Origin of the sequence: Proteus faecis (genome assembly GCF_003144395.1) — a bacterium.
Taxonomy (GTDB): Bacteria; Pseudomonadota; Gammaproteobacteria; order Enterobacterales; family Enterobacteriaceae; genus Proteus; species Proteus faecis.
This window is the reverse complement of record NZ_PENZ01000027.1, coordinates 1-13,575: the sequence shown is the minus strand read 5'-3', so window position 1 is coordinate 13,575 and position 13,575 is coordinate 1. Positions and strand designations below refer to the sequence as shown.

12 protein-coding genes and 2 tRNA genes are annotated in these 13,575 nt (G+C 39.4%); 4 read left to right on the top strand and 10 right to left on the bottom strand.

The genetic code is table 11. From position 1 onward, the window contains the following. The first annotated feature begins 264 nt into the window (after positions 1 to 264). Positions 265 to 642: a hypothetical protein gene (locus tag DK858_RS05920; RefSeq protein WP_109396588.1), complete on the top strand. Its 378-nt coding sequence runs from the start codon at positions 265 to 267 to the stop codon at positions 640 to 642. A gap of 86 nt (positions 643 to 728) precedes the next feature. Here the strand turns inward: DK858_RS05920 and ilvC are convergent, their stop codons facing one another. After that, positions 729 to 2,204 carry a ketol-acid reductoisomerase gene (gene ilvC / locus DK858_RS05915; protein WP_109396586.1) on the bottom strand — a complete coding sequence of 492 codons (1,476 nt, stop codon included), beginning with the start codon at positions 2,202 to 2,204 and terminating at the stop codon, positions 729 to 731. A gap of 170 nt (positions 2,205 to 2,374) precedes the next feature. On the opposite strand from ilvC, the gene ilvY reads away from it, so the two are divergent. Next, positions 2,375 to 3,262, top strand: a complete 888-nt coding sequence (gene ilvY / locus DK858_RS05910) for an HTH-type transcriptional activator IlvY (RefSeq protein ID WP_109396584.1) — start codon at positions 2,375 to 2,377, stop codon at positions 3,260 to 3,262. Here the strand turns inward: ilvY and ilvA are convergent. From ilvA to ilvL, 6 genes are all read right to left on the bottom strand, one after another. Continuing rightward, the gene (gene ilvA, locus DK858_RS05905) at positions 3,248 to 4,822 is read right to left on the bottom strand and encodes a threonine ammonia-lyase, biosynthetic (protein ID WP_109396583.1); all 1,575 of its coding nucleotides are present in this window, start codon (positions 4,820 to 4,822) and stop codon (positions 3,248 to 3,250) included. The two genes, ilvY and ilvA, sit on opposite strands and share 15 nt — an antisense overlap. Positions 4,823 to 4,824: 2 nt before the next feature. Continuing rightward, complete coding sequence (gene ilvD / locus DK858_RS05900) at positions 4,825 to 6,675, bottom strand: dihydroxy-acid dehydratase (protein WP_109396581.1); 1,851 nt, start codon at positions 6,673 to 6,675, stop codon at positions 4,825 to 4,827. A gap of 72 nt (positions 6,676 to 6,747) precedes the next feature. After that, a complete protein-coding gene (ilvE, locus tag DK858_RS05895) occupies positions 6,748 to 7,674 on the bottom strand; it encodes a branched-chain-amino-acid transaminase (RefSeq protein ID WP_109396579.1) in 927 nt (308 codons plus the stop codon). Between the two features lie 10 nt (positions 7,675 to 7,684). Then, complete coding sequence (gene ilvM, locus DK858_RS05890; RefSeq protein ID WP_072064623.1) at positions 7,685 to 7,960, bottom strand: acetolactate synthase 2 small subunit; 276 nt, start codon at positions 7,958 to 7,960, stop codon at positions 7,685 to 7,687. Further along, a complete protein-coding gene (gene ilvG / locus DK858_RS05885) occupies positions 7,957 to 9,606 on the bottom strand; it encodes an acetolactate synthase 2 catalytic subunit (protein ID WP_109396799.1) in 1,650 nt (549 codons plus the stop codon). The genes ilvM and ilvG overlap by 4 nt, the downstream gene beginning before the upstream one ends. Positions 9,607 to 9,736: 130 nt before the next feature. Next, complete coding sequence (ilvL, locus tag DK858_RS05880) at positions 9,737 to 9,838, bottom strand: ilv operon leader peptide (RefSeq protein WP_072064625.1); 102 nt, start codon at positions 9,836 to 9,838, stop codon at positions 9,737 to 9,739. 451 nt (positions 9,839 to 10,289) lie between these two features. Here ilvL and DK858_RS05875 point away from each other — a divergent pair, with 451 nt between their 5' ends. Continuing rightward, positions 10,290 to 11,822: a YifB family Mg chelatase-like AAA ATPase gene (locus DK858_RS05875; protein ID WP_109396577.1), complete on the top strand. Its 1,533-nt coding sequence runs from the start codon at positions 10,290 to 10,292 to the stop codon at positions 11,820 to 11,822. Positions 11,823 to 11,868: 46 nt separating this feature from the next. Here DK858_RS05875 and DK858_RS05870 read toward each other — a convergent pair whose 3' ends face one another. Then, the gene (locus DK858_RS05870) at positions 11,869 to 12,207 is read right to left on the bottom strand and encodes a MaoP family protein (RefSeq protein ID WP_023583664.1); all 339 of its coding nucleotides are present in this window, start codon (positions 12,205 to 12,207) and stop codon (positions 11,869 to 11,871) included. Between the two features lie 115 nt (positions 12,208 to 12,322). Here DK858_RS05870 and hdfR point away from each other — a divergent pair, with 115 nt between their 5' ends. Then, positions 12,323 to 13,144, top strand: coding sequence for an HTH-type transcriptional regulator HdfR (hdfR, locus tag DK858_RS05865; RefSeq protein WP_109396575.1), 822 nt, complete (start codon positions 12,323 to 12,325; stop codon positions 13,142 to 13,144). Between the two features lie 269 nt (positions 13,145 to 13,413). On the opposite strand, the gene DK858_RS05860 is transcribed toward hdfR, so the two are convergent. Both DK858_RS05860 and DK858_RS05855 read right to left on the bottom strand, forming a co-directional pair. After that, positions 13,414 to 13,489: transfer RNA gene (locus DK858_RS05860), tRNA-Trp, on the bottom strand. A gap of 7 nt (positions 13,490 to 13,496) precedes the next feature. Further along, positions 13,497 to 13,573, bottom strand: a tRNA-Asp gene (locus tag DK858_RS05855). Positions 13,574 to 13,575 lie beyond the last annotated feature (2 nt).

Below are 13,575 nucleotides of genomic sequence, written 5' to 3'. Positions count from 1 at the left end.
TGTAGCAGAAAGTGCATAGAAAGATGGCGTTGGTTTTTGGTTAACAATTACTTTATTTATAGACAAGGAGCAGATAAATAAATTTGTATATTTTTAAAGTAAGATAGAGATGTATTTGAAGTATAATTAAATGATAAATAGTCACTTTTATTTATACTAATAATATATACTTATCTTACTAATAAAACCTATACACTAGGCTCTCTCTCAATATAAAAAAGAACATTAACTTTCTTATAATACAATTAATTAAAGGATTCTCTTTTGAAAAAATGGCTTGTGTTTTTAATTATTCCCATACTAGCAATTTCAATTATTGAACCTCTTGCTTATATGATATTGACTCCTGAATCAGGAGGTTTCTTTCAAAATATAATTAGGTTTTTCGTTTATTTCTCTGGTGGAGTAATAATATACTCGTTATCACCGAATAAAAATAAAGCTCTTGCATATAGCTATGCCATCATATTAATAATTTTCTTTTTTTATAGTGGGATATCTACTGATGGCTACAAGTATGAAATCATGGGACAACCTATGATAAGTGAATTTTCTTTAGTCAAAGAGCTCGTGAGAACATTAGGACTAGTGTTAGGTATAATTGGAGCAATAAAGAGTCACGAAGAAAAACAAAACCAATAACATGAAGCCGAAGTGAATATTATCACTTCGGCTTTTTCATAATATGCCTATGCCAACACACTTATCGCGTAAAGAGCGACGAAAAATTAGTTACCGACAGCAATCTTTTTCATATCCGTCATATACCCACGCAACGTTTTACCTACCGCTTCAATTGGGTGCTGACGAATGGCTTCATTGATATCACGTAATTGTGCATTATCTGTTCCATTATCTTGAACTTTCTTCGCTAAATCACCAGATTGCAATGTTGTCATAAACTCTTTCAGCATAGGAACAACAGCGAATGAGAACAGATAGTTGCCATATTCTGCGGTATCAGAAATAACCACATTCATTTCATACAAACGCTTACGAGCGATGGTATTCGCGATTAATGGCAACTCATGCAGTGATTCATAATAAGCTGACTCTGCAAAGATCCCTGCTTCAATCATGGTATCAAAGGCTAATTCAACACCAGCTTTAACCATTGCAACCATTAATACACCGTGATCAAAGTACTCTTGTTCACTGATTTTACCCTCATATTCAGGGTAATTTTCAAATGCGCTGGCTCCAGTCTCTTCACGCCATGTCAGCAAGTTTTTATCATCATTTGCCCAATCTGCCATCATCGTTTCAGAGAATTTACCTGAAATAATGTCATCCATATGTTTCGCAAACAGTGGCGCCATAATCTCTTTCAGTTGCTCTGATAATGCATAGGCACGGATTTTCGCTGGGTTAGATAATCTGTCCATCATCAAGGTGATACCACCTTGCTTGAGTGCTTCTGTAATGGTTTCCCAACCAAACTGAATCAATTTACCTGCATAGCCTGGTTCAACACCATCGGCAACCATTTTGTCATAACATAACAGAGAGCCTGCTTGTAACATACCGCACAGAATAGTCTGCTCACCCATTAAGTCAGATTTTACTTCGGCAACGAAAGAAGATTCTAAAACACCCGCACGATGACCACCTGTTGCCGCTGCCCATGCTTTCGCGATGGCCATACCTTCACCTTTTGCATCATTTTCAGGGTGAACAGCAATCAGTGTTGGAACACCAAAACCACGCTTATATTCTTCGCGAACTTCTGTGCCCGGACATTTTGGTGCAACCATCACAACGGTGATGTCATCGCGAATTTTTTCGCCAACTTCAACGATATTAAAACCATGAGAGTAACCTAATGCTGCACCTGATTTCATCAGTGGTTGAACAGCTTGAACAACAGCAGAATGCTGTTTATCTGGCGTTAAGTTAACCACTAAATCTGCTTGAGGGATCAACGCTTCATAGGTTCCAACCTCAAAGCCGTTTTCGGTCGCGCGACGCCATGATGCACGTTTCTCATCAATCGCCTCTTGCCGTAAGGCATACGCGATATTCAAGCCTGAATCACGCATATTTAGACCTTGGTTAAGGCCTTGTGCGCCACAACCTATGATAACGACTTTTTTGCCTTTCAAGTAATTTGCTTCATCAGCAAATTCTTCACGCGACATAAAGCGACATTTACCCAATTGCGACAACTGCTGACGCAGATTCAGTGTATTAAAATAATTTGCCATAAGGGACTCCAAAATCGTTGTGTATGTGTTTGCTATTATTATCCTCACTCTTTGTGAGGTGCTACATGACTTTACTATAGGGGATGAAAGCCATTGCTTAAATTGATATATTTACAAGATAGTGTTGCAAAAAATGCAACGTTCTTTTTTATCACCTAAGGTGGATGACAATGGATATTCGCGATCTCAAACTCTTCCTACATTTAGCTGAAAGTTGTCACTTCACCAAAACGGCACAAGCGATGCATGTCAGCCCTTCCACGCTCTCACGCCAAATTCAACGCCTTGAAGAGAGCTTAGGTCACCCACTGTTTTTACGTGATAACCGACAAGTCACGCTCACTGATGCTGGCGAACAATTAAAGCGCTATGCTCAACAGACTTTGTTGCAATATAAGCAACTGAAGCATACGCTAAACCAAAATAGCCCAAGCCTTTCTGGTGAACTACGACTATTTTGTTCTGTAACAGCAGCTTACAGCCACTTACCACCTATTCTTGACCGTTTTCGTGCAGAAAATCCATTAGTTGAAATAAAACTCACTACTGGAGATGCGGCTGATGCCGTCGATAAAGTGCTATCTGATGAAGCGGATTTAGGTATTGCAGGAAAACCTGAAAAGCTACCTGAAAATATCTGCTTTGAAAAAATAGGGGAAATTCCATTAGTACTGATTGTGCCAGCCCTGCCTTGTAATGTTCGCCATCTTGCAACACAAGAGAACCCCGATTGGCTTAATATTCCCTTTATCATTCCTGAACATGGTCCATCACGACAACGAATTGCATTATGGTTTAAACGCCACCGCATCCATAATCCCTTAATTTATGCGACTGTTTCAGGACATGAAGCGATTGTCTCAATGGTTGCGTTAGGTTGTGGTATTGCACTTATTCCGCAAGTTGTCGTTGATAACTGCCCAGAGCCCGTTCGTAATCGCATCTCTTCATTGGATAATATTTCAATGGTAGAACCTTTCGAATTAGGCGTTTGCGGATCACACAAACGCCTTCAAGAGCCTGTGATTAGTGCTTTTTGGCGATTACTCCACAACTAAACTTGTCGTTTGTGGTGACAGGAATAACTGAAAAGAAGGATTTCCTGTCTCATCATGATATTCATAACCTAATGCATCTAAATGTCGCTCGAAACGACCTTCGGTTTCTGGGAGTTCAAACGCCACCAGCACACGCCCGTAATCAGTGCCATGACTACGATAGTGGAATAATGTGATATTCCAATAAGCCCCTAATGTTTTTAAAAATTTCATTAAAGCGCCCGGGGACTCAGGAAATTCAAAACTAAATAGACGCTCTTTAAGCGATTTATTAGGACGTCCCCCCACCATATAACGCACATGAAGTTTTGCCATTTCATCGTCAGAAAGATCAGCGACTTGATAACCTGAAGCCGTTAGCTCGCGTAAAATTTCTTTTCGCTCTTGTAAACCTTGGCTTAAACGTACCCCGACAAAAATACGTGCATTTTCAGGATCCGCATCGCTATAACGATAGTTAAACTCTGTCACTACACGCTGCCCTAAGATCTGACAAAAACGTAAAAAACTGCCCTTTTGCTCTGGAATAGTCACAGCAAATAACGCTTCACGTTTTTCGCCTAGCTCACAGCGTTCAGAAACATAACGTAGCCCATGAAAATTCACATTTGCACCGGAAAGCACATGAGCTAGACGCTCACCTTTGATCTGGTGCTGTTCTACGTATTTTTTAAGTCCTGCTAATGCCAATGCGCCTGAAGGCTCTGCAATTGCACGCACATCTTCAAATAAATCTTTTACTGCTGCACAAATTTGATCACTATCAACAGTAATCACATCATCGACATACTTCTGGCATAAACGAAAAGTTTCATCACCAATACGCTTAACAGCAACACCTTCTGCAAATAAGCCTACCCGAGCTAATTCAACAGGATGCCCAGCCTCTAACGCTGCTTTTAAACATGCCGCATCTTCTGCTTCAACACCGATAATCTTAATTTCTGGCATAAGTTGTTTGATTAATACAGCCACGCCAGCAATTAAACCGCCCCCTCCTACGGGTACGAAAATACGATCGAGATGAACATCTTGTTGTAAGAGTTCCATTGCGAGTGTTGCCTGTCCTGCAATTACTGCAGGATGATCAAAAGGTGGAACAAAGGTATATCCCATCTCTTCAGACAGTGCGATAGCTTTCGCTTTTGCTTCATCAAAATTGGCACCATAAAGTAGCGCTTCTCCACCAAATTGGCGAACAGCATCAACTTTAATATCCGCCGTTGCTACTGGCATTACGATTAATGCCTTTACCCCCATTCGATTCGCTGACAAAGCAACACCTTGAGCGTGGTTGCCCGCTGAAGCAGTCACAACACCTTTCGCCTTTTGTTCAGGAGTCAGCCCTGCAATCATGGTGTAAGCACCACGTAATTTAAAGCTATGAACAGGCTGTCGGTCTTCACGCTTAACTAAAATTGTATTCTCTAAACGTGCAGAGATTTTTGTCATTTCTTGAAGTGGAGTGACTATTGCGGCTTCATAAACAGGTGCACTCAGCGCCGCTTTCAAATATTCAGCACTACTTGGTGCTGAACTTAAAGGTCTAAAAGCAGCCATTCTTAGCCCCCTAATTTAGATTTATCACGCACCGCACCTTTATCCGCACTAGTGGCTAAAGAGGCATAAGCTCGTAAAGCAAACGAAACTTGGCGCTGTCTATTTTGTGGTGTCCACGCTTTATTACCGCGAGCCATTTGGGCATCACGACGTGCAGATAACGTTTGATCATCCACCTTTAAGGAGATCTCGCGAGTTGGAATATTGATAGAAACAATATCGCCTTCTTCAACTAAACCAATCACGCCACCATTTGCTGCTTCAGGCGAGACGTGCCCAATGGATAAACCCGATGTTCCGCCAGAAAAACGACCATCAGTAATCAATGCGCAAGCTTTACCTAACCCCATAGATTTTAAATAAGAAGTTGGATACAGCATCTCTTGCATACCAGGACCACCTTTAGGGCCTTCATAGCGGATAATAACTACATCACCAGCAACCACTTTGCCACCTAAAATAGCCTCTACTGCATCATCTTGGCTTTCATATACTTTTGCTGGGCCACTAAAGATGAGATTATCTTCATCAACACCCGCCGTTTTAACGATACAGCCATCTTCAGCTAAATTACCTGATAGCACGGCTAATCCACCATCTTGGCTATAAGCATGTTCTTTGCTACGGATACAGCCATTTTCACGATCCATATCTAAAGTTGGCCAACGACAATTTTGTGAAAAAGCTTTCGTTGTACGAATACCTGCGGGGCCTGCTTTGAACATCGATTTTACTTGCTCATCTTGTGTTAACATCACATCATATTGCGATAATGTTTCTGGTAAACTTAATCCTAAGATATTATTAACATTGCGATTAAGTAATCCTGCTCTGTCTAACTCACCTAAAATACCCATAACACCACCAGCACGATGAACATCTTCCATATGATATTTTTGTGTACTTGGTGCGACTTTACATAAATGAGGAACTTGGCGAGAAAGTCTGTCGATATCTTCCATGGTGAAGTTAACATCACCTTCTTGCGCGGCTGCCAATAAATGCAGAACCGTATTTGTTGAGCCCCCCATTGCAATATCTAAGATCATCGCATTTTCAAAAGCTTCTTTTTTAGCGATATTGCGCGGTAATGCGGATTCATCATCCTTTTCATAATAGCGCTTGGTTAATTCAACAATACGCTTACCTGCGTTGATAAACAGCGTTTCACGATCTGCATGTGTCGCTAATAATGAGCCATTTCCAGGTTGAGATAACCCCAGAGCTTCTGTTAAACAATTCATGGAATTTGCGGTAAACATGCCCGAACACGATCCACACGTCGGACAAGCAGATCGTTCGATTTGCTCACTATCAGCATCGCTGACATTTGGATTCGCCCCTTGGATCATGGCATCAACTAGATCCAACTTGATCAGTTGATCTGAAAGCTTTGTTTTACCTGCTTCCATAGGGCCTCCCGAAACAAAAATAACAGGGATATTTAAGCGTAAAGAGGCCATTAACATTCCTGGGGTGATCTTGTCGCAGTTTGAGATACACACCATCGCATCAGCACAGTGCGCATTAACCATATATTCAACAGAGTCAGCGATAAGTTCACGCGATGGCAAAGAGTAAAGCATGCCACCATGACCCATTGCGATACCGTCATCAACCGCAATGGTATTAAATTCTTTAGCAACACCACCAGCGGCTTCAATTTGCTCAGCAACGAGTTTTCCTAAATCCCGCAGATGTACATGACCTGGTACAAATTGCGTAAATGAGTTCACAACAGCGATAATGGGTTTACCAAAATCAGCATCAGTCATTCCCGTTGCACGCCATAAGGCACGGGCTCCAGCCATATTACGACCGTGTGTCGTTGTTGCTGAACGGTATTTAGGCATTTTTCACACTCCTGCGATAAATAAAGCGAGCAGGGAACGATCTACCCGCTAAATAAAATTATTTGATTATGTTTATGAATTTATTGGATCTAACCAGCCGTATTTATCTTCTGTCTCACCAGTAAACAGTCCAAAGAAGGCTTTTTGAATTGATTTAGTCACCGGGCCACAACGTCCAATACCGACTTGAATACCATCAACACTACGTACTGGCGTTATCTCTGCAGCTGTTCCTGACATAAAGACTTCATCTGCAAGATAAAGTGATTCACGAGAAAGTACTTGTTCACGCACTTCATAACCGAGATCTTTTGCTAATTTGATGATGGCATCACGCGTGATCCCTGGTAAGGCTGATGAAGTAAATGGAGGCGTAAAAATAACACCATCTTTTACTTCAAATAGGTTTTCACCTGCACCTTCAGATAAGTAGCCATGAACATCTAATGCAATCCCTTCTTGATAACCATGACGGCGAGCTTCGCTTCCCACTAATAATGAAGATAAATAGTTGCCACCGGCTTTTGCTGCAGTTGGAATAGTATTTGGTGCAGCGCGATGCCAAGAAGAAACCATTGCATCAATACCTTTATCTAAAGCTTCTTCACCGAGATATGCTCCCCATGGGAATGCAGCAATGATCACATCTGTTTTATAACCTGCCGGAGGATTAACACCCATACCGACATCACCAATGAAAACTAATGGACGAATATAAGCACTGACTAATTTGTTTTTACGTAAGGTTTCACGACATGCTTCCATTAACTCATCAACACTTTGCTCAACAGGCATACGGTAGATTTTGGCTGAGTCATGTAAACGTTGCATATGCTCACGATGGCGAAATACCACAGGACCTTTATGAGAATTATAACAACGCACACCTTCAAATACGGAAGTACCATAATGCAATGCGTGAGACATCACATGAACCTTTGCCTCAGCCCATGGAACCATTTCACCGTTAAACCAAATATAATCAGCTTGCTTTGTCATTCTTTTATCCTTACATGGCACTTAGTGCATTCATGAATCGTAATTTTTCTTTCTGTTGATGTAATACTTGAATACCTGCAACATCAGCTAATTTTGTTAACTGGCTGCACAGAAGTTCTAATGGGCGCTGACTACTCACCGTCAGGCTTAAGTTAATATTGTTGCTCTCTGTGATATTCATATTCATTGAGCATATATGAAAACCACGATGACGAATAACTCTTAGGATACGTTCTAAGATCTCTGGACAAAAACGGGCTTCAATTGTGATATTGTGTTGGTTCATTTTGATTTCTCCATCATCTCATCATTACTTGCGCCCGGCGGGACTAAAGGCCAGACATTTTCTGCGTCATCGATAGATACCTGTAATAAGTAAGGGCCATCGCTCTCTAATAAACATTTTATTGCATCAGCAACTTGTGCTTTTTCTGTGATACGTTGCCCAGGAATATCAAAGGCCTTGGCTAAGGCAACAAAGTCTGGGTTATCTGTTAAAATTGTTTCGCTATAACGTTGTTCAAAAAATAACTCTTGCCATTGACGAACCATACCAAGACGTTGGTTATCTAATAACACCAATTTGATAGGTAATTGTTTACGTTTAATTGTGCCCAGCTCCTGCACATTCATCATAAAAGAACCATCACCAGATACGCAGATAACACATGCATCAGGTCTAGCAATTTGAGCACCTACTGCTGCAGGAATACCAAACCCCATGGTGCCTAACCCACTTGAAGTGATAAAATTTTCAGGTGCATCAAACGTCATATGTTGTGCTGACCACATTTGATGTTGGCCAACATCTGTTGTCACAACCGTATTTTCAGGTTTTGCATCTGATAATTGTTTTAATAATAAAGGCGCATAAATTGCTGAACCTGGATGATCATAACGCCATGCATGTTCTGCTTTTAATTCTTGTACTTCTTGTTGCCAAGTAGCGATAAATAATGGCTGAAACAAAGCAGGTAACAACTCTTTCGCATCACCCAACAATGCAACATGAGCTTGTTTTAATTTATTTAATTCTGCATGGTCGATATCGATATGGATAACCTTGGCATTAGGTGCAAAAGTATTTAATCGCCCTGTTACGCGATCATCAAAACGTGCACCAACAGCGATTAATAAATCACTACGCTGAACGGCATAATTTGCCGCTTTAGTGCCATGCATACCAAGCATACCGAGATAATTGGCATCTAATGCATCAGCACAGCCTAGCCCTTTTAAAGTGGAAACAACCGGGATTTCTGTTTGCTTCACAAATTCTCTTAACGTTGCCACTGCATTACTCATGGCAACCCCTCCACCGACATACAAAATTGGTTTTTTTGCCTTTGCTAACATCAGCTTAGCTTGAGTCAGCTCTTGTGTTGGGTAAGGAAATTCTTGCTCTTCTGGTAATTCATAACTTGATAAATGGGAAGCATCAGCCAATTGAACATCTTTAGGAATATCAATTAAAACCGGTCCAGGGCGACCTTGAGAAGCAATAGAGAATGCCTCTGATAACACTCTAGGTAATTCATCAACGGTAGACACTAAAAAGCTATGTTTCGTACATGCTAATGAAAGACCTAAAACATCTATTTCTTGGAATGCATCAGTCCCAATCAAATCGGAAGCAACTTGCCCAGTGATAGCAACAACAGGCACAGAATCTAACAATGCATCAGCAAGTCCAGTGATAACATTAGTAGCGCCTGGGCCTGATGTCGCAATACAAACCCCCGTTGTACCAGTAGAGCGGGCGAAACCGATAGCAGCAATGGCAGCACCTTGTTCATGACGACATAAAATGTGTTCAACACCGCCATCATAGAGTGCGTCATAAACAGGCATAATCGCACCACCAGGATAACCAAAGACTGTCTCGACTTGATGTTTTCGTAATGCCTGTACTAACCACTGTGCTCCATTCATTCTTTCACCCTGCCATCTTAACTTCTTGTTTAATTTAAATTTATTTTCCACTCAATCTCTTTTTCAAACTCAGGCTTAAAAAAAACCCCCGCGCCTTTCGGTGCGGGGGTTTTTAAGAGATCCGGCTAGTTTAGTTAGCCTTTCTTCGTCCTAGTGCAGCCCCGCACGGTGGGTTAATAATCACCACCACGCTGATAATAATTAGGCTAATCACTAGGACGATAGTATTCATAGTTTTATAATTTCTTTTCTTATTTAAAATGTATGTTTGTAATATTGTGTTGTGTTTTCTTTCACTCTGTCCTTTTAGAGTTATCATGATATTTTAGAATTGACAATGTTTATTTTTAAAAAAAATCTAACATCATGAATTTCATGTGTTTTTTTATACCACAAACACACAGCAGAGTATTAATCTATAAAGTATTTATTTTTTAGTTATTAACACTAAGTAAGAACAGGTTATTTTGTTTTTTCTACTATTGCATTTTATTATTCCAAGTTAAAAATTAATGGCATTTTTCATTATATTTATATTAATTTATTAAATTATTTATTTAATAAATTAAATGTTAAATTTCAATAAATTACATTATTCTTGAGATATCTCGCATTTATTTAACTCTCCATTTAACACAAAAGAAAAAATAATTTAAAAAGAAAAAAATAATGGAGAATAAAAAATGGCATTAGCAATAATATATACGCGTGCTTCTTTAGGAATATCAGCTCCACTTATTACTATCGAGGCACATATTAGTCAGGGATTACCTGGATTAACATTAGTTGGATTACCTGAAACTGTCGTAAAAGAAGCAAAAGATAGAGTAAGGAGTGCATTAATTAATAGCGGATATATTTATCCCGCAAAAAGAATAACGATTAATCTTTCACCTGCCGATTTACCCAAAGAAGGCGCACGTTATGATTTACCTATTGCACTAGCAATACTCATTGCATCAGAACAATTAAAATCAAATAAATTAGAATGTTATGAGTTTATTGGAGAGCTTGCACTTTCTGGAAAATTACAACGAGTTAATGCGGTTATTCCATCAATTCTTAGTGCCTCAAAAGATCGTCGAATATGTATTGTATCAACAGAACATCAAACTGAAGTTTCATTATTACCCAATAAATCAGCTTTATTGGCCTCTCATCTTTTAGAGATTTGTCATCATCTAGAAAATAATACGCCATTAATTGAAACAGAAAGTTTCATTATTAATGATGAAATTAAAAATCAAGATAATAAAGATATGAGCGATATAATTGGTCAAAATAATGCAAAAAGAGCAACGGAAATCACAGCAGCAGGAAATCACAATATTTTATTTCTTGGTCCACCAGGAACAGGAAAAACAATGTTAGCACAAAGGATAAGTACGCTTCTTCCCCCCTTAACCGCTAAAGAAGCACTTGATGTATTAATCATTAGCAGCTTAAGAGGCCTGACATTTAATGAGAGAAAATGGCCAACAAGACCATTTAGAGCCCCACATCATACTTCCTCTGCTGTTGCTTTAACAGGAGGTGGTTCTCTACCTAAACCAGGAGAAATTACATTAGCACATCACGGTATTTTATTTTTAGATGAATTGCCAGAATTTGAGCGTCGTGTACTCGATGCATTACGTGAACCTCTAGACGCTAGAGAAATTACTATTTCACGCGCAAAAGCCAAAATAAGCTATCCTGCTAATGTATTATTGGTCGGTGCATTAAACCCAAGCCCAACAGGGCATTATCAAGGTAATCATAATCGAGCACCAATAAAACAGATCCTGCGCTATTTAAGCAAGGTTTCTGGACCTTTTTTAGATAGGTTTGATTTATCTGTCGAAATGCCACTTCTTCCTCAAGGTTCGCTTATTCACCCTACATTTACCACTGAAAATAGTTCAACAATTAGAAAACGAGTTCTAAAGGCTAGAGAAAGACAATTTTCACGATGTGGAAAAGTGAATACTTATCTCACCGGAAAAGAGATTGAAAACTATTGCTCATTAAATACCAGTGATGCCACTTTTCTTGAAGATACGCTTAATAAATTAGGACTATCGATACGAGCTTGGCATAAAATTTTAAGAGTATCGAGGACTATTGCAGATCTCGAAAATGAAGAGAAAATACAGAGAAATCATTTAATTGAAGCATTAAGCTTTCGTGCAATGGATAGATTAATGATCTATTTACAAAAGCAATTAGATGGGTAAATAAAAAGGAGCGAAAAAACGCTCCTTTTTACTAAAACTAATGATATTAATCATCAGAATCGGTATAGTCATCAGATGGATCGAGCTGTGGCTTTCCACCCGATAATGTATGAAAACGTTTTGGACGACTTATACGACTCGTATATTTCTTCCAAATTTTTTCTTCGATCGTTGCTGCTTCTCGTTCGCCACGACACATGGCAACAAATAATTTTTCCGCTTCAGTTGTAGGCTCTCGTTTGCCTAAATCAAGCTCATTAAAGGCTTGACCATGACGTTCCAATATCTGGGATTCCTTGATAGTGAAATCGCCATGACGAGAAAAACCACGCGGATAATGTTTATTGTCAAAAAAACGATTAGTCGTGATAAAACTTTCTGCCATCTGACACACTCCTAATTCTCTATCGTCATACTTATGGCGCGGAGTATTAGATAGTCATGCGGTTCTGTAAAACAAAATATTTAAATCGTAACGACAAATTTTTTTGGAGATAGATGTGGATACCGAATTACTGAAAACCTTTTTGGAAGTCAGTAAGACTAGACACTTTGGACGAGCCGCTGAATCTCTTTATCTAACGCAGTCTGCGGTTAGTTTTAGAATACGACAATTGGAAACACAATTAGGCACAAATCTATTCACTCGCCATCGTAATAATATTCGTTTAACTGTCGCGGGTGAAAGACTGATCCCCTATGCTGAATCGTTAATGAATACGTGGCTTCTCGCCAAAAAAGAGATTAGCCATGCTTCTCAACATTCAGAGCTATCAATTGGCGCCACAGCATCACTCTGGGAAGCATATCTAACATCTTGGTTACAGGAGTCTTATCTAGAAAAAAAAGAGCTTAGAATCGAATCTAGAGTCTCTACACGGCAGTCTCTTGTAAAACAACTTCATGCAAGAGAGCTAGATCTTCTTTTTACGACTGAAGCACCCAAGATGGATGAATTAGAAAGTAAAATTATTGGTGATATTACTTTTCAGTTGATGAAAATAGCATCACATAAAACAGAAGAAATAGTACAATTTATCAAGATTGAATGGAGTGCTGATTTTCAGCCTTTTCTTCCTAATGAGTCAGTGCAAAAGATTGAGCCTATTTTAACCACTAACTCTGCAATGATTGCTTATCAGTTAATGAAAACAACACAAGCAGTTGCATTCCTGCCTACACATTGGCTCGATCTCTATTCAGACCTAGTACCAGCCTCAACAGAAATTATTCAAAAACCTTTATTTGCGGTTTGGCTAAATACTAGTGATCAACAAGTATTGATACAACAGCTATTAAAACAACCAATAAATCATCAATAAAGCTTAAATCTACCCTATAGCCATTCATTCATAGTATTAAAACGAATCACCTTTGGATTTAAGCTTTATCTCTAAAATTTTCATTACATATATTTTAACGACATATAACAGAGAATATTACTGATAGGTATTGGTAAAAGAAGAGCATTAGTAGGTTAGGTGAAAGGAGTTTAGTGCAGTAAATATTGAGCATATACAAATAACAAAAAGCCCAGTTAATTAACTGGGCTACAAAGAAGTATAAATTTTGTTATTACTTAATTGGTAACTGGCAGGGGCGGAGAGGCTCGAACTCCCAACACCCGGTTTTGGAGACCGGTGCTCTACCAATTGAACTACGCCCCTAAATAGTTGGCGGAACGGACGGGACTCGAACCCGCGACCCCCTGCGTGACAGGCAGGTATTCTAACCAACTGAACTACCGCTCCGC